Below are 15812 nucleotides of genomic sequence, written 5' to 3'. Positions count from 1 at the left end.
CATAGAATGAAAGAATGACGACCGCGACTTCCACACATTCAGGCAGCTCCGCAGAGGACGGCCCGAAGGCCTCGAATATGCGGTCTCTTTCCCGGGCGTTGGAAGTGTTCGCGGAGCTTCAGCGGGCAGAGCGCCCCCAGCGCCTCAGTGACATTGCCAGGGCATGCGGCATGAGCTCGCCCACCACGTTGAGGATCCTGCGGGTCCTGCAGGACTTCGGCATGGTGAGTCAGACCGACAAGTCCTACCGGATCGGGCCGGCCGTGCTGCCGGCGGCCCGGAGCTACCTGGAAAATGATCCGCTGGTTGTCTCAGCCCGTCCCGTCCTTCAGCAGGTGGCGTCGCAGACCGGGCTCACGGCGTCGCTGTATACGCGGCTCGGATTCGAACGGATCCTTGTGGCCCGCGTGGACGGTGAAGCTCCGCTCCGATATGACCTCCCGCTGGGCAAGCGGCTTCCGCTCACCCTCGGCGCCGCAGGCAAGATCCTGCTCGCCTCGGCCTCTGACGAAGAGCTCCAGGAAGTAGTGGCGGCGGCGATAGCGGCCGGCCTTGAGGACTCCACGTTCACCGCCAAGGTGCTCCGCTCCCGGCTGCCCGAGCCCGAAGCCGACTACGCCTACTCGGCCGATGAGCGCGCTACCGGCGTACTGTCTGTCGCCGTCGCCGTGCCGAACCGGGCGGGACGGCCAAGTGAGTCCATTTCGCTCACCAGTCCGGTGGAGGCAGCCAGCGAAGCCACACTCAAAGCCGGGGTCCCCGAGCTTCGGCGTGCCGCGGCAAGGCTCTCGGAATTGCTGGAAGGCTCCGTGTACTAGGGCATCCAGGCGATCCGCACCATCACAAAGTTGCGGCTTCTTCTTCCGCCAGCCTGATCAGGCGAAGTTCGTCCTCCACGGCTCGGGTCGGCCAATAGTCCCTGGACAACTCACTGGCCCGGGCTAGATCTGCTGCCGGGAAGAGCTTGCCGAGCAATCCGGCCGCCTGAAGCAGGGCGATCAGCACCGTGGTTCTGACGTCGGGTGCCTTGGCGCCGGGCTTCGCGGCCTCAGCCGCTTTTGACTCCGGCGCCCCGGCATCGGCCGCCGCTGAAGGCGCCCCGGGAGCGGTCGCTGGCGCGGCAGCCGCAGGCGCATCGGTCGCCGCTGTGTCCGGCACTTCGAGATCCGCCGGAGCACCGCTGAGGGCAGCCTCAATCTTTTTCAGGAGCGCCGCCTTCGGAGCGTGGTCCTTCTCCGGGTACCGCACGGCCCGGAACCTGCCTAGGTGCTTTTCGCCGACATGTTCCACGGTGCCCAAGGACGCCATCCCCTCGTACACACGCTGCACTTCGGCGCGGCTGTCCAGCACGGAGACCCACCACTTGGGAGTGCGGGCCCGGGATTTGCCGCGGATGAGCTCCAGCTCGTCCTGGAAGTCCGTAGCGGGGGCAGTGCCGGTGGCCCTGACATGCTTCCCCTCCAACTCGACCGCACCGAGCAGGTCCAGCTCGGCCAGTATTGCCCCTGCCACTGTGGTCCTGAGTGCGAACAAGGGCACTTCGGGCTTGCCGTTCTTGTCGTTTGTGGCCAAAAGCAGGAAAGCCTGGGGAAGGCTCGGTTCCACCGCTTGGGCTGATTCAGCATCCATAGGATCATGGTGGCCCAGTTCGGCATCCACCACAATGAGGATTTGCAAGCGTCGACGGTTACGTCTGGGGAACGTCGTTAGCACTTCCCCGCGGCGCTACTGAGGAGCGCCGAATCCGCTGCCCGCCCGTCGCGCAGGCTGGCCTGGCACTCAGCGGCGCGCCCGGCGACGTCGCCGTGAACGGCAGAAGTAATTGCCTCGACAACTGCGATTTGGCCGGTTGTGTCAGGTACGCCGGGGAATTGCACCTGCGGGGCCTCGACGGCGGCCACCGGCGACTCGGGCGTGGCGCGCATACGAAGAATTGCGATGGCGGAAATAAGGCACCAGGCAACGTTCGTGACCACGGAGGGCCACGCTTCGTGGACGGCACCATTGACGATGAACGCGCATGCACCGATGAGGTTGGCCACCTGGAAGCGCTTGCCGGCCTTCAACCAACCCATGGAGACAGACAGGTATGCCGACAGGATCAGAACTGCCCCCGACCAACCTGCGATTTCCCACAGCAGTTCCATGATGTCCTTTCAGAGGTGGTGCCCGGCTGCCGTCCGCTGGGCGGAGTATAGATGGCGGGCTATGTGTGTGTTTTGGCTTGGACGTACGGCCTGGATGCCTCCCGCGGACCGTCGTTTCAACAGCAATTATGAGGAAGGCACACCTTTAGAGCAATTGCATTCCACTGAAGGCATGGTTTAGAACTACTTAACATGGATATCGATCCGCGCAGGCTGCGCGTCCTCCTTGCGATTGCCCGCACGGGCGGGGTCCTCGCCGCGGCTGACGAGCTGGGAATTACGGCTTCAGCCGTCTCGCAGCAGCTCAACAAATTGGAAGACGAGACGGGGCACGCCTTGGTGGTGCGTACACCCAAGGGCTCGGTTTTGACCCCCGCCGGCCTGGCAGTTGCCGAAGCAGGCGAGGAGATTGAACGCGCACTCAGCGTTGCCCGCGCCCGGATCGAAGGCGGGGCCACGGTCGCAGGAGTCGTGCGCGTGGGCGGATTCACCAGCTTTGTTCGGACAGTGGTGATCCCGCGCCTGCCCGAGTGGCGCGTCGAGTACCCGCAATTGGAGATCAGGATCGTTGAGGACGACTTTCCTGCCTTGATGCGGCTGCTACGTCAGCGCCAGCTGGACGCCGTCGTGGTCGAGCTGGACTCGACGACGGCCGAGCAGCGTTCCCTTTCCGCCGGAATGATCGAAGAGCCCCTCCTCGACGAACCATGGAAGCTGGTGGTTCCCTCGGGCGCCCTGCTCAGCACCGAAAATCTTGACCTCGCCGGGCTGCCGTTTCCGTGGCTAGGCGTCGAGCCGTCGGCCGCCAACGCGGCGGTGCTCGGTCGGCTTCGCCAGTCAACAGGCGCCCGGATGGAGACTGTCCATCAGTACCAGGAAACACTGACCGCCCTCGCACTCGTGGCTGCGGGCGAGGGCATTGCGATCGTACCCACCCTGGCGTTGAGCGGCGTGGTCCAGGACGGCGTCGACATCCTGGACGTCCCCGGGCTCGGAACGCGCCGCATTGTCCTGCGGCGGTTCGACCGACGGCGGTCCACCAGCATGCCTGCGGACACCGTGGCACGCCTTCTGCGGGAATCGGCCGCGGCGTTCGACACACGGTCGACTTCCTGACCGGGTGCGTTCGGGTGACGGACGACGGCGGGACGTCCCGCCGTCGTCCGCTTCCCTCCCTGTCTACAAAATGCCTTCCTTGAATTCCGCTGCTGTCCTCAACAGGTGGCCCGCGAGGCGCTCGGCATCGCCGGATCCGAACCGCGCAATGGGCATCGCAATGCTGAAAGCGGCATGCTCGCCGTCGATGACGCCGAGTGATACGGCCAGGGCGGCCACGCCGTCCTCGCTCTCTTCGAAGTTCATGCCCACTCCGCGCCGGCGGGCCTCGGCCAGGTCCCGATGGAGCTTTTCGAAGTCCACCTCGGTAGCGGGTCCGCCCGCAACGGACGGCACGCTCCGGTAGCGGCTTTCCACCTCTTCCGGCGACAGGTCCGCCAGCATGGCCTTGCCCGCCGACGTGACGTGGGCGGGGAGGACGACGCCGACCCGAAGCCCGAACCGCAGCGCGTGCGTCGCGGCCTCGATGCCGTCATGGTGATGGATCGTCGCACCCACGAGCGTGGCCAAGTGGACGGTTTCCCCCACCCGCTCGAAGAGGCGCTCCAAATACGGCCTGGCGCGAACCCGCAGCGAGGGAACCGACACCATCGCTCCCGCCCTCAGGAGTTCCGGGCCGGGGCGGTAGCGCCGCTGCTCACCCTGCTCGGCGAAACCATCGCTCGTCAGCGTGGCCAGAAGCCGCTGGGCGGTGGACGGGTCGACGTCCAGCGCCTTCGCCGCCTCCGTCACACTGAGCGAGCCCTCCTGAACCATGAGCTTGAGGAGCATCAGCGCTCGGTGGACTGACTCGACCCGGGAAACATTATTATTGCGCATCACGCAATAAGTATATTGGGTATTGCGCATCACACAAGCCCATGCCTAAACTCACATCGTCAGGCGGCGCCGGAATCCCAGCGCCGGTCCCCCGGTTTCTCCGGCGGCGACTGCACTCCCCCTCCCGTTCCCTCTCCTCGCATCGTCATCCGACACGCATCATCCGACAAAGGAGTCCCGATGATTCAATCCCCCTCGACCCAGGCTGCCCGGCGCCCGCTGCGCCCCAGCACGCCCGCCCCTGCCGAGGCCAGGCGCGCCGTCCTCAGCGGAACCTTCGGCTCAGCGCTCGAATGGTTCGACTTCGCTGTTTACGGTGCCATGGCGGCCACCGTCTTCCCCGTTGTGTTCTTCAATGAACTCAGCCCGGCAATGGGACTCCTGGCCTCGTTCGCCACCTTCGGCGTGGGCTTCTTCGCCCGGCCCTTGGGCGGGATCCTCTTCGGCCACCTGGGAGACCGCTTCGGTCGCCGCAAGATCCTGCTGACCACGTTCATCCTCATGGGCGCCGCATCGATGGTCATCGGGCTGCTGCCGGCCTACTCGGCCATCGGATTTATCGCACCGCTTGCCCTGGTCCTAATGCGCTTCATCCAGGGAATCGCCCTTGGCGGCGAGGCCACCGGCGCCCAGCTCATGACCATGGAACACGCCCCCGCAGACCGGCGTGCATTCTACGGAGCCCTCATGGCGATGGGATCACCCATCAGCCAGGTCCTGGCGAACCTCATGCTCGCAGTGCTCTCCGGGGTGCTGAGCAAGCAGGACTTCCTCGCCTGGGGCTGGCGCCTGCCGTTCCTGCTCAGCATCCTGCTGGTAGCCGTGGGCATCTACATCCGCCTCAAAGTCGAGGAGACCCCCGTATTCAAGAAGGGGATGGAGGAACTGGGCGCCGAGTCGACCAACCCCGCAATCGTGATCAAGACCCACGGCGTGACCATCCTCCGGCTGATGCTGGCCTTCGCCCCGATCGTCGTCACCTTCTACATTGTGAGTGTCTTCGGCATCAGCTACCTCACCACGCACGGGTACGCCCAAAGCGAGACGTTCACCATCATCATGATTTCGAATCTCCTGTCCGTCGTCGCGATCTGGTGGGGCGGCCGCCTCGCCGACGTCTACGGGCGGCGCAAGATTCTCATGATCGGATCGTTCTTCACCCTGGTGGCTGCCTTCGTCTTCTTCCAGGTGGTGGACCTGCACAGCTTCCCGCTGACGCTGGCGGTTGTCGCATTCGCGCTGGTCTCAGCCCAATTCGGAAATGCGGGACAGGGTGCACTCTTCGCCGAGGCATTCCCCACGCACATGCGCTACACGGGTTCCGCACTGGCACTGACGGGTTCCAACCTAGTGTTCGCAGCCCCTGCACCATTCCTTGCATCATGGCTGCTGAGCATCAGCGGGGGCAGCACCCTTTCCATCACCATTGCGTGGGTGGTCATCATCGTCGCGGCCTTGGTCAACATGCTGCTCATGGGCGACGGCAAGACCCTCGAGGGCCACAAGCAGCGGTTCGGACGCCATGTGCCCGTCCCGGCGCCGGCCGATGAGACCGAAACCGAAACCGCGGCCAAAGCGGCGGTGAACTGATCCGTGATCGTCGAACAACGCACCTACGTCCTACACACCGGGGCCAGCCTCGCGGACTACCTGGCCGCCTATGAACAGATCGGACTGCCGGCGCAGAAACCGATCCTCGGGGGCTTCCTCGGTTACTTCGTCACCGAGTTCGGCCGCCAGAACGAGCTGAACCATCTCTGGGCCTACAGGGACCTTGAGGATCGCCGGGCGCGCCGGGCCGAGCTGGCCAAGAACACCCAGTGGCAGGAATGTCTGGCCATCATCCGCCCCATGATCATGACGATGGAAAACAAAATCATGTATCCCACGTCGTTCTCACCCATCCGGAATTTGCCCGTTTCCATCGCAGATACAAACACGGCGTTCGCCGAAGAATTGAGAGGCTGACCATGGGAGTCACCCTTACCGAGGCCGCCGGCCTCGCCTCACCTGCACAAAAGACCCTTACCCAGACGGCAATCGTCACTGGCGGCGCCGGAGGCATCGGCCGGGCCATCAGCCACCGGCTGGCGGCGGAAGGTTACGCCGTCGTCGTCGCTGACAGGGACCAGGAGGCAACGGACCTGGCCGTGGCAGGCCTCCCCGAAGCCAGCGGCGCAGCCCACAGCGGTTTCGCCGGGGACCTGACCAGCAGCGAAGCCAACCGCGAACTGGCAGCATTTGCCGCCCGGATCGCGCCCATCGGCGTCCTGATCAACGCCGTTGGCATCTCCCCCAAGCGCAACGGCGCCAAAATCCCCTTCCACGAGCTTGGCGACGAAGAGTGGAACCATGTCATGGCCGTCAATGCCAGCGCCCCGTTCTTCCTGATCCGCGAGGCCTACCGGTACATGCCCACGGACGGCAGCGCGAGCATCGTGAACCTTCTTTCCATTACCTCCAAGTTGGGCACGGGCGGTCCGGCTGATGCCGCTTCCGGGCTCTTCCTGCCGAGTTCCGTGGCGTACGGAGCGTCGAAGGCAGCCCTGCAGAATCTGACCGCAAGCCTCGCGCACGAACTGGCCCACCGGAAGATCCGGGTCAACGGCGTGGCCCCCGGCTTCGTGCAGACGCCCATGATGTCCAGCGTCCCCATCGATGAAAGGCTCCTGGGTCAGGTCCCGATGAAGCGCTTCGCCCAGCCCGAAGAAATCGCCGACGCCGTCGCCTTCCTCGTCAGCAACCGGGCGAGTTACATCACCGGCACCAGCCTCGACGTCAACGGCGGCTGGGTCACCTGCTGACTCCGGATCCAGTGTGTCCGTCCGGCCTTCGTAAGAGCCCTCGGAGCACCCAGATCGATTCCCAGAAACACCTGAAAGCGAGCAACAATGTCCATGCCCGAATACTCTTTTGACCTGGTCGTCATCGGCTCCGGCATCGCCGGGCAGGCGGCCGCCACCGCCGCGGCCGAGGCCGGACTTAGCGTCGTCCTGCTGGAAAAGACCGAAAAACTCGGAGGCTCGACGGCGATGAGCGGGGGGTTCTTCGCCTTCTCCGGAACCGATGAGCAGGCAGCGGAAAGTGTCCGCGACTCGGCCGAACTCTTCTTGAACGACATGGTCACGGCAGGTGGCGGCGCAAGCGACCACGCCTTGCTCGAGACCTACCTGGAGCACCAGACGGAGACCTATCACTGGCTCAAAAACCAGGGCGTGGTTTTCCGGGCCCTGGAAATCAGCTCGGGACAGTCGGCGCCGCGCAGCCACAATTCCGTCATTACCGAAGTCCTCGGCATACTCCACCGAAACTTCACCTCCCAGGGCGGCGAAACCCGGCTTAACCACCGCGCAACCAGGCTGGTCCGTGAGGACTCCGGGAGGGTGACCGCCGTCGTCGTCCAATCCCCCGAGGGTGAGGCGCTGTTCCGTTCCCGGGCCGGGATAGTGCTGGCCACCGGCGGGTTTAGCCGGAGCACGGACCTGCTCCGGACTTTCGCCCCGGAGCAGCTCGCAGCGATCCCGTACGGCGGAAAAGGCAACACGGGTGACGGGCTCAAGATGGCGTGGAAGCTCGGGGCGGGCATGGCTGACATGGCCTACGTGACCGCCACGTATGGTTCGCATCCGGATACCGGTGAGGAGTTCCATGAACTCCTCACCGCCTACTACCTGGGTGCGATTGTGGTGAATACTGCCGGCAGGCGTTTTATGGACGAGTCCCAGTCGTACAAGGTCCTGGGCAGGGAGGTCCTCAAACAGGCCGAGGGTCTTGGTTTCCAGATCTTCGATGCGAAGGTCCGCGCAAAATCCCACCCCGGGATTCCGCTGAACGACATCGACATGCTCGAGGACATCGGCCACGTGTACAAGGCGGACAGTCTTGAAGAACTCGCGGAGGCCGCCGGCATCGACGCGGCCGGACTGCTGCAGACGGTATCCCGCTACAACGCCTCCGTTGCCGGCGAACAGACGGACGAGGTGGGCCGGACCAACCTGTGCAACGGCGTCGGTGACCTACTGCCGTTGGACCAGGCGCCGTTCTACGCCTACCCGGCCAAGTCCCTGATGACCACCACGTACTGCGGGCTCACCATCAACACCGACGCCCAGGTGACGGACATCGACGGCGACGTGATTGACGGCCTCTACGCCATCGGTGAGGTTACCGGCGGATTCCACGGCGCGGCCTACATGACGGGGACGTCACTGGGCAAGGGAGCGGTGTTCGGCCGCGTCGTCGCCCAGCACGCCAGCGCCAACCTGCCCCTCGTCCGGGCCTGACCGCCCGATTCGCTACAGAGGAGTACTGCAATGTCATTCTCAGAGAACGTCGACGAGACCCGTCAGGTGGACGTTGTTGTTGTCGGCTCGGGCATCAGCGGGTCGGCCGCAGCCATGACGGCCGCCCGGCAGGGTGCCAAGGTCGCATTATTGGAGAAGCAAGAGACTCTTGGCGGCTCGGCCGCCCTCTCGGCCGGCATGTTCTGGACCGCGCCGACGGTGGAGGCTTACAAGGCACGGATCCCGCTGGGGAACCTCGAGCTGGGCGCCCGTCTGGTGGACGACTATGAGGACGCACTGGCGGAGTTGCGGGCGTCGGGGGCGCGGGTGGCCGCCGAACCCAAGCGGAACATCATGACCTTCGGCATCGGGTATTCCACCGACATTCACGCCATCCTGGAATGGTGCCGGCAGGAAGTCCGCCTTGCCGGCGGCGACGTGCTCACCGGCCTTGCCGTTACCGGTCTGGAGCACGACGGCGGCTCCGTCACCGGAGTAACGGCGCGCGACGCCGGCGGCCGTCTGATCCGCTACACCGCACCCGCCGTCGTCCTGACAACCGGCGGGTTCCAGGGCGCCCGCGATGAACTTGCCCGGCATATCGGCCCGAATGCGGACAGGCTGCTCCTGCGCTCCAACCCCGGCAGCGTTGGCGACGGACTGCGGCTCGCACGCGCGGCGGGCTCCGGCGGGACCACGGCGATGAGCACGTTCTATGGCCATCTGCTGCCCTACCCGGTGCACCGGTTCGAAGCGGAGGACTACCTGCCGTACTCGCAGTACTACTCCGGGTCCACTGTGATGGTGAACCTCCGCGGCGAACGCTTTGCGGACGAAACCAAGGGCGATGAGCTGCTCAACCAGGATGTTGCGTTCCAGCCGGAAGCCCGGGGCATCCTGATTTTTGACGACCACGTCCGGACCACCGAGGTTATCCAGGAGCCGTTTCCCGGCCTCGGGTCGATCGACCGTTTCGCGATCGCCGTCGAAGCGGGCGGAACATATGCGGAGGCGCAGACGCTGGACGAGCTGGTGGGGAAGATCTCGGCCTGGGGCGTGGACCGGGACAACCTCTGTGCCACCCTCCAGCAGTACGCCGCCGTGGCCGGCAACGGCGGCGGCACTGCCCTCGGCGTCCAGGTCTCGTCCACGGCCAGGGCTCCGCGCACCGGGCCCTTCTACGCCCTGATGGTCCAGCCCTCCATCACCTTTACGTTCGGCGGGGTGCGCACCAACAGCAACGGCGAGGCACTGGATTACGACGGACGGCCTATCCCCGGCCTGTATGCGGCCGGCGCCGACATCGGCGGCCTGTCCAACTACGGGTACGCCGGCGGCCTGGCCCCCGGATACATCACCGGCCGGTGGGCGGGCCGCGCCGCGGCGGAACGCGCAACCCCCTCCTGGACCCGCGGGGCATCCGAACTGAGCCGCGCTCCGGAACTGACCTACGCAGGCCGTAAGGCCACAGACAAGGAAGCATCGTGACCACCACTACAGCAGACATCCTGATCATCGGGGGCGGCGGATCAGGTATGTGCGCCGCCATCTCGGCAGCCACGAGTGGCGCCAGCGCGATTGTGCTGGAAAAGTGCCCCAAAGTGGGCGGCAGCACGGCGATGTCCGTGGGCTCCTTCACCGCGGCCAACACGTCGTACCAGTACCGGGCCGGAGTCAACGACAGCATCGACCTCTTCGTGGCCGACATGAAAGTGGCCAACGGCGAATTCGAGGAACGGGAGAACAAGGCGCTGCGCCGGATCCTGGCGGAGAATGCCGGAGCCACAGTGGAGTGGCTCTCCAGCATCGGCGTGCAATTCCTCGGCCCCACCCCTGAGCCGCCGTACGAAAAGCCACGCATGCACAACGTGCTGCCGAACTCGTCCGCCTACGCGCAGGCCCTGCTGAGGGAATGCCGGAAACGCGGCGTCGAGATCCGGACCTCAAGGAACGTGGAGAAACTGCTGCGCAACGCCGCCGGGGAGATCATCGGGGCGAGGGCCAATGGCATCGACTTCTTCGGCCGCCGCGGCGTGGTCCTGGCCACCGGCGACTACTCCGCGTCCACGGAAATGAAGGCCGAGTTCGTCGGGGAAGCTGCCGCCAAAATTCCGCCGGTCAACCCCAACAACACCGGCGACGGCTTCAAGATGGGGGCCAGCGTGGGCGGCGTCATGCTGCAGATGGACCGGCTCTATGAGGGGCTGCGCTTCGCCCCCTCCAAGCATCCGGACCCCATCAAGCTCCTGCCCTCGCACCCGCTGCTGTCCAAGGCCATGCGGCTCATTGTGGAACGGCTGCCCAAGAACCTGCTGGCAGTGGTCATCCGCGGCGCCCTGACCAGCTGGGTGGGCCCGAACAACACGATGTACCAGTCGGGGGCCATCTTGGTGGGACATGCCGGGACACGGATCGCCAACGAGGACTCCGACAAGCTGATGGCCCGCGCCGCAGCCGCCGATGGGAAGAATACGGCCTTCATGGTGTTCGACGAACGGGTGGCACGGAAGTTCTCCGCCTGGCCGAACCCGGTTTCCACGTTCCCGGGCGTGGCCTACGCCTACGTGGAGGACTACCGGCGGTACCGCCCGGACGTCTACCACCGCGCCGACACCATCGAGGAACTCGCCCAGAGTACGGGCCTGGAGCCCGCCGTCCTGCGGGCCACCGTCGATGAGTGGAACGCGGATGTCGCCGCCGGAACGGACAGCCGGTTTGGCCGGCAGAGTCTCGGCCGCGGTGTCAGCGAGGGGCCGTTCTATGCGCTCGGTCCGATGAACGCCTTCATCACCCTTGCCGACGGCGGCCTGGCCGTTGACACCGAACTGCGGGTAACAACGGCGGACGGCGAGGCCATCCCCGGGCTGTGGGCCGCAGGGTCCACCGGCCAGGGCGGCCTGCAGCTGCTCAACCACGGCCTGCACATCGGCTGGGCCATGGTTTCCGGACGCCTGGCCGGCCGCCACGCGGCCCAGGCGCAGGACCGTTCGGACCTCAAGCCGGCTGAGTACATCCCGGTTGACTGAGGGGTCCGGAAGAGGTGAGCGGACGACGGCGGGACGTCCCGCCGTCGTCCGCTTCCGTCTGTCAGGCGTCGCTGAAGGCCAGGTTGCTGGAGAGGGCGCGGTGGGCGTCGGCCTGGTCCTGAAGCAGCTTGGCCCGGGTCTCAAACGTGCCCACCGCGTCGGCGCCGGCGGCGAAGTGCAGGGGCGGTTCCTCCAGCTCAGCCAGCTGAATCAGCGCGCCGGCCAGCTTGGCCGGGTCCCCGCCCTGCTGGCCGTCCATGCTCTTCCATGCTTTGACTGTCTGCGCAGTGCGTTCGGCGTAGTCCCCGATGGCGGACTCCGCGTAGCTCGTTGACTCCGGGGTGAGCAGCTCGGTGCGGAAGAATCCCGGCTCCACGATCATGGACCGGATGCCGAACGGGGCAACCTCGAGCGCCAGGGACTCGGCCCAGCCCTCCACGCCGAACTTGGAGGCGGCGTAAGCGGTCAGGAACTCCCCGCCAACGATGCCGGCCGTTGAGGAGATGGTGACCAGCAGGCCGGAGCGCTGGGCGCGCAGTACCGGCAGGGCGGCGCGGGTGACGTTCATGGGCCCGAACATGGTGGTTTCGATCTGGGTCCGGAAATCCTCCGGGGTGATTTCCTCGAAGAAACCGGCGTAGAAGTTGCCGGCATTGTTCACCAGCACGTCGATCCGGCCGAACCGGTCCACTGCTGCCTGGACGGCGGCGGCCGCGTCGGCGGGGATGGTGACATCGAGCTTCACGGCAAGGAGGTCCTCGTGGCCGCCGACGGCCTCAGTGACCTTTTCGGGGTTGCGTCCGGTGGCGACCACCGCGTGTCCGGCGGCCAGGGCTGCCTTGGCGATGTCGGTGCCCAGTCCGCGGCCGGCGCCGGTGATGAACCAGACCTTCTTGCCGATTGTGTTGGTGTTCTGCTGTGCGGGGATGATCTGTTCAGTCATGTGGTTGTTCTGTCTTTCCTACGTTGCGCGTTGGTGGCAGCGCGTGGGAGCGCGCGGGGATGGTTGATTCGCCGGCAGGATCGCCGGCGGGGGCTGTGTCTGTTGCCGTGGTGGACGGCGATGATGCCCAGCTGGAGAGGAAGGCCAGCGCGTTTTCGGACGCGGAACCGGGCTCTGCGGTGAACGTGAACAGGGTCTGCCCTTCGTCGCCGGGGAGGTGCAACGTCTCGAACTGCAGGGACAGGTCGCCAGCGACGGGATGGTGGAAGCGCTTGGTTCCGGCGGTGTGGATCCTTACGTCGTGTCCGGCCCACAGCCCTGCGAACAGGCCGCTGCGGGTGGCCAGCTCCCCCACCAGCTCGTTCAGTGCCCGGTCGTGCGGGTTCCTGCCCGACTCCGAGCGCAGCATGGCAACGGTGGTGGCCGCCACCGCGTTCCAGTCGGGGTACAGGTCTCCGGCGCCCGGGTCGAGGAAGAGGAAGCGCGCCTGGTTCGGCACCATGCTTGGACGGTCCGGCCCGAACGACACGGTTGAGTTAAATACGTCCGCGTAAAGTGCCCTGCCCAACAGGTTGGCGGCCAGGACGTCCGAGCGGCCGTTCTGCACCAGAGCTGCCGCGCCGGTCATCCCGTCCAACAGGCGCAGGACTCCGGGACGGACGCGCTGCTGCGGCGGGCGCTTGGGCGTCCGGCTCGAGGGTGCATTGGCCGTCCGGGCCAGGTCCATCAGATGCGCGCGCTCGGCATCGTCCAGCTGTAGTGCTGAGCACACAGCTTCGAGCACCGAGTCCGAGACGCCGCGGAGTGCGCCTCGTTCCAACCGGGTGTAGTAATCGGTGCTCACACCGGCCAGTTGCGCCACTTCTTCGCGCCGCAGGCCAGGCACCCGGCGCAGCTCCCCGTAGCTGGGGATACCGGCCCGCTCCGGGCTGATCTTCGCGCGGCGCGAGATCAGGAACTCACGGATGTCATCTTTTCTGTCCACGGTCAACACGCTACGCAGCTTGACCGGCCGGTGGCAGTGTCCGTCAGACACCCCCAGAGCTGCCGGTCAGCACGGATGTTGGCCAAAGTCGTAGGCTACTGAGTAGGCCGGACAATGAGGGCGGCCTCGGGCCCTGAAGGGAACATCGGGTGGACAATAGTGCCTCTTACTGGTTCTTGAGTGGTGCTGAGCGGGGACATGCAGCCACCAGCGTGCACGCGGCCGGTGCGGGATCGCCGTCCTGGTCTGAGGGCAACCTCGTGCGGCCCCTGATCCATGGGGCAACGTACTTCGCCCGCCTGCATGAGGAGCTGTCGGCTCTTCAAGCGGGCGACCGTGTGTGGTTCACCGACTGGCGGGGCGACGGCGACGAGCGGCTTACGCCGGACGGGCCGACGATCGGCGAGTTGCTGGCACGGTTGGCCCGGGCGGGAGTGGAAGTGCGCGGCCTGATCTGGAGATCCCATGGCGAGCGCCTGTCTGCCCCCATGAGCAACCGGTCCAATGAACTCCTCAGCCGCCAGATCAACGACGCCGGCGGCGAGGTGCTGCTGGATCAGCGGGTGCGCCTCTTCGGCTGCCATCACCAGAAATTGTTCGTCATCCGCAGTCGTAACGACCCTTCACGGGACATCGCGTTCGTCGGCGGAATCGACCTTTCCCACAGCCGTCGGGACGACGCCGATCACGCGGGAGATCCGCAGGCGGTAGACATGGATCCCCGGTACGGGAAACAGCCTCCGTGGCACGACGCCGCCCTCGAACTTCGTGGCCCGGTTGTGGCAGATGTGCTGGAGTTGTTCGCGGAAAGGTGGAATGACCCCCATCCCCTTGACCGGCGTACTCCCTACCGGATGATGCTGCAGCGCCTGGCCGATATGCCCCGGCACCCCAGGCCCCTGCCGGAGACTGCGCCGCCACCGCCGCCGGCCGGCCCCCACGCCGTGCAGCTGCTGCGCACCTACGGGGTGAAGCATCCGCCGTTCCCGTTCGCCCCGGGCGGTGAGCGGAGCGTCGCCCAGGCCTACACGAAAGCCTTTGCCCTGGCACGTTCGTTGATTTACATCGAGGACCAGTACCTGTGGTCGGCAGAGGTCGCCGCCGGAATCGCAGCTGCCCTCGAGCAGAACCCCGGGTTGAACGTGATCGCCGTGGTGCCCCGCTACCCCGACTCCGACGGTCCGCTGGGAGGGCCGCCCAAGCGGCTGGGGCAACTGCGCGCCATCGAAACGATCAACCGCGTCGCACCGGACAGGTTCGGCGTGTTCAATCTGGAAAACAGAGCCGGGACACCGATCTACGTCCATGCCAAGATCTGCATCATCGACGACACCTGGTTCACGTGCGGGTCGGACAACTTCAACCGTCGGTCCTGGACCACCGACAGCGAGCTGACCTGCGCGGTCATCGACACCACTGCCAGTCCGGAGGATTCCCGTCCCTTGCCCCACAAGCTCCGGCTCCAGCTCTGGGCCGAACACCTGGGCCTGGACCAGAGTGACCCCCGGCTTCAGGACCCGGCGGCCGGGCTCGAGCTGTGGAATGCCGCCGCCGACGCCCTGGACCAGTGGCATGAAACCGGCGGCCGCCCGCCCCGCCCCAAGGGACACGTGCGGCACCACAGCACGGAACCGGTGACCCGCCTTCAGCGCCTCTGGGCGGATCCGGCAAACCGCCTTCTCGTGGACCCGGACGGCCGCCCCCGGAAGATCCGCGGCACCACCCGGTTCTAGGCGGGCAAGTCCCCCGGTGGAACGGACGACGGCGGGACGTCCCGCCGTCGTCCGCTGTGGTCATGCGGCGCCCCCGAAAGTGCACTCGTACGGGTTAGGCAATAGTCTGGCCAGATGGGGACCAGTGCCGTGAACTCCGGCGAACAGATGGACAGGCAGTCGCGCATTCTCGAGGCGGCGCTGGATCTGCTGTCCCGCCATGGGATTTCGGGGGTGAGCATGCGGGCCGTGGCCCGCGAAGCCGGCGTTGCGCTCGGCCTGGTGAACTACTACTACGACGACAAGACCAGCCTGATACGGGCCGCCCTGCGCCGGGTCGACGAGCACGACCTTCTGCTCGTGGCGCCCGACCCGTCGTTAGACCCGGAGGAGCAGCTGCGCAAGGCCCTGCGGCGAGTGGCGGCCGCCGACCTGCTGACCACCCGCTACCTGTCCCTGCGCCTGCACCTTTGGGCCCTCGCTCAGGCGGACGAAGGCTACGCGCAGATCAACGCCGAGGCGTTCGACCGCTATCTCGACGGCCTTGCTGCGCTGGTTTCCAACGCCCAGCCTGCTCTTTCCTGGGAGGCGTGCCGGGGGCGGGCCGCGGACATTGTCGTCATCCAAAACGGCATGTGGCTGACCGCGCTTCTGGGCATTGATGAGGCCTCCATCCAGCGAAGCATTGCCCGCACGGAGCAAATAGCCTTCGCACCGCTTCAGGACCACACCATCAAGGACCACGAGCTGCACGAGTCCTGAACCCCGGCATGGGGCAGGT

Annotated in this window: 15 protein-coding genes; 10 read left to right on the top strand and 5 right to left on the bottom strand. The window is 66.1% G+C overall.

The window, feature by feature from the left end; translation table 11 throughout:
- Nucleotides 1-77: 77 nt before the first annotated feature.
- Nucleotides 78-818, top strand: coding sequence for an IclR family transcriptional regulator (locus RW112_RS14860; RefSeq protein WP_317782652.1), 741 nt, complete (start codon nucleotides 78-80; stop codon nucleotides 816-818).
- A gap of 22 nt (nucleotides 819-840) precedes the next feature.
- Here the strand turns inward: RW112_RS14860 and RW112_RS14855 are convergent, their stop codons facing one another.
- Both RW112_RS14855 and RW112_RS14850 read right to left on the bottom strand, forming a co-directional pair.
- A complete protein-coding gene (locus tag RW112_RS14855) occupies nucleotides 841-1629 on the bottom strand; it encodes a GOLPH3/VPS74 family protein (protein ID WP_317782651.1) in 789 nt (262 codons plus the stop codon).
- Between the two features lie 77 nt (nucleotides 1630-1706).
- Nucleotides 1707-2147, bottom strand: coding sequence for a CBU_0592 family membrane protein (locus RW112_RS14850; protein WP_317782513.1), 441 nt, complete (start codon nucleotides 2145-2147; stop codon nucleotides 1707-1709).
- A 192-nt stretch (nucleotides 2148-2339) separates the two neighbouring features.
- Between RW112_RS14850 and RW112_RS14845 the strand changes: the two genes are divergently transcribed.
- A complete protein-coding gene (locus RW112_RS14845) occupies nucleotides 2340-3263 on the top strand; it encodes a LysR family transcriptional regulator (protein ID WP_305942398.1) in 924 nt (307 codons plus the stop codon).
- A 63-nt stretch (nucleotides 3264-3326) separates the two neighbouring features.
- Here the strand turns inward: RW112_RS14845 and RW112_RS14840 are convergent, their stop codons facing one another.
- Nucleotides 3327-4082 (bottom strand): IclR family transcriptional regulator, encoded by a 756-nt coding sequence (locus tag RW112_RS14840; protein WP_317782650.1) that lies wholly within the window; start codon nucleotides 4080-4082, stop codon nucleotides 3327-3329.
- Between the two features lie 180 nt (nucleotides 4083-4262).
- Here RW112_RS14840 and RW112_RS14835 point away from each other — a divergent pair, with 180 nt between their 5' ends.
- The 6 genes from RW112_RS14835 to RW112_RS14810 all read left to right on the top strand — a co-directional run bounded on the left by RW112_RS14835 (nucleotide 4263) and on the right by RW112_RS14810 (nucleotide 11391).
- Complete coding sequence (locus RW112_RS14835; protein ID WP_317782512.1) at nucleotides 4263-5672, top strand: MFS transporter; 1410 nt, start codon at nucleotides 4263-4265, stop codon at nucleotides 5670-5672.
- Between the two features lie 3 nt (nucleotides 5673-5675).
- A complete protein-coding gene (locus RW112_RS14830; protein ID WP_317782511.1) occupies nucleotides 5676-6050 on the top strand; it encodes an NIPSNAP family protein in 375 nt (124 codons plus the stop codon).
- 2 nt (nucleotides 6051-6052) lie between these two features.
- Nucleotides 6053-6886: an SDR family NAD(P)-dependent oxidoreductase gene (locus tag RW112_RS14825; RefSeq protein WP_317782510.1), complete on the top strand. Its 834-nt coding sequence runs from the start codon at nucleotides 6053-6055 to the stop codon at nucleotides 6884-6886.
- A gap of 93 nt (nucleotides 6887-6979) precedes the next feature.
- The gene (locus tag RW112_RS14820; protein ID WP_317782509.1) at nucleotides 6980-8365 is read left to right on the top strand and encodes a flavocytochrome c; all 1386 of its coding nucleotides are present in this window, start codon (nucleotides 6980-6982) and stop codon (nucleotides 8363-8365) included.
- A 30-nt stretch (nucleotides 8366-8395) separates the two neighbouring features.
- Complete coding sequence (locus RW112_RS14815) at nucleotides 8396-9853, top strand: FAD-dependent oxidoreductase (protein WP_317782508.1); 1458 nt, start codon at nucleotides 8396-8398, stop codon at nucleotides 9851-9853.
- Nucleotides 9850-11391: an FAD-dependent oxidoreductase gene (locus tag RW112_RS14810; protein ID WP_317782507.1), complete on the top strand. Its 1542-nt coding sequence runs from the start codon at nucleotides 9850-9852 to the stop codon at nucleotides 11389-11391. Before RW112_RS14815 ends, RW112_RS14810 begins: the two co-directional genes overlap by 4 nt.
- Nucleotides 11392-11452: 61 nt before the next feature.
- Here RW112_RS14810 and RW112_RS14805 read toward each other — a convergent pair whose 3' ends face one another.
- Both RW112_RS14805 and RW112_RS14800 read right to left on the bottom strand, forming a co-directional pair.
- A complete protein-coding gene (locus tag RW112_RS14805; RefSeq protein ID WP_317782506.1) occupies nucleotides 11453-12334 on the bottom strand; it encodes an SDR family oxidoreductase in 882 nt (293 codons plus the stop codon).
- Nucleotides 12327-13319: a helix-turn-helix transcriptional regulator gene (locus RW112_RS14800; RefSeq protein WP_317782505.1), complete on the bottom strand. Its 993-nt coding sequence runs from the start codon at nucleotides 13317-13319 to the stop codon at nucleotides 12327-12329. The genes RW112_RS14805 and RW112_RS14800 overlap by 8 nt, the downstream gene beginning before the upstream one ends.
- 149 nt (nucleotides 13320-13468) lie before the next feature.
- On the opposite strand from RW112_RS14800, the gene RW112_RS14795 reads away from it, so the two are divergent.
- Complete coding sequence (locus RW112_RS14795; protein WP_317782504.1) at nucleotides 13469-15052, top strand: phospholipase D family protein; 1584 nt, start codon at nucleotides 13469-13471, stop codon at nucleotides 15050-15052.
- A gap of 114 nt (nucleotides 15053-15166) precedes the next feature.
- On the top strand, nucleotides 15167-15793 hold the full coding sequence (locus RW112_RS14790; protein ID WP_317782503.1) for a TetR/AcrR family transcriptional regulator: 627 nt from the start codon (nucleotides 15167-15169) through the stop codon (nucleotides 15791-15793).
- Nucleotides 15794-15812: the final 19 nt, after the last annotated feature.

The sequence above is a fragment of the Arthrobacter sp. B10-11 genome, from assembly GCF_033142195.1.
In the GTDB taxonomy this organism is placed as follows: Bacteria; Actinomycetota; Actinomycetes; order Actinomycetales; family Micrococcaceae; genus Arthrobacter; species Arthrobacter oryzae_C.
This window is presented reverse-complemented; position numbering and strand designations above follow the sequence as displayed.

What these genes read in the sequence shown, in the direction of transcription:
- RW112_RS14860 (WP_317782652.1), top strand. Translation starts at nt 78, where the DNA reads ATGCGGTCTCTTTCCCGGGCGTTGGAAGTGTTCGCGGAGCTTCAGCGG.
- RW112_RS14855 (WP_317782651.1), bottom strand. Translation starts at nt 1,629, where the DNA reads ATGGATGCTGAATCAGCCCAAGCGGTGGAACCGAGCCTTCCCCAGGCT.
- RW112_RS14850 (WP_317782513.1), bottom strand. Translation starts at nt 2,147, where the DNA reads ATGGAACTGCTGTGGGAAATCGCAGGTTGGTCGGGGGCAGTTCTGATC.
- RW112_RS14845 (WP_305942398.1), top strand. Translation starts at nt 2,340, where the DNA reads ATGGATATCGATCCGCGCAGGCTGCGCGTCCTCCTTGCGATTGCCCGC.
- RW112_RS14840 (WP_317782650.1), bottom strand. Translation starts at nt 4,082, where the DNA reads ATGCGCAATAATAATGTTTCCCGGGTCGAGTCAGTCCACCGAGCGCTG.
- RW112_RS14835 (WP_317782512.1), top strand. Translation starts at nt 4,263, where the DNA reads ATGATTCAATCCCCCTCGACCCAGGCTGCCCGGCGCCCGCTGCGCCCC.
- RW112_RS14825 (WP_317782510.1), top strand. Translation starts at nt 6,053, where the DNA reads ATGGGAGTCACCCTTACCGAGGCCGCCGGCCTCGCCTCACCTGCACAA.
- RW112_RS14820 (WP_317782509.1), top strand. Translation starts at nt 6,980, where the DNA reads ATGCCCGAATACTCTTTTGACCTGGTCGTCATCGGCTCCGGCATCGCC.
- RW112_RS14815 (WP_317782508.1), top strand. Translation starts at nt 8,396, where the DNA reads ATGTCATTCTCAGAGAACGTCGACGAGACCCGTCAGGTGGACGTTGTT.
- RW112_RS14805 (WP_317782506.1), bottom strand. Translation starts at nt 12,334, where the DNA reads ATGACTGAACAGATCATCCCCGCACAGCAGAACACCAACACAATCGGC.
- RW112_RS14790 (WP_317782503.1), top strand. Translation starts at nt 15,167, where the DNA reads ATGGGGACCAGTGCCGTGAACTCCGGCGAACAGATGGACAGGCAGTCG.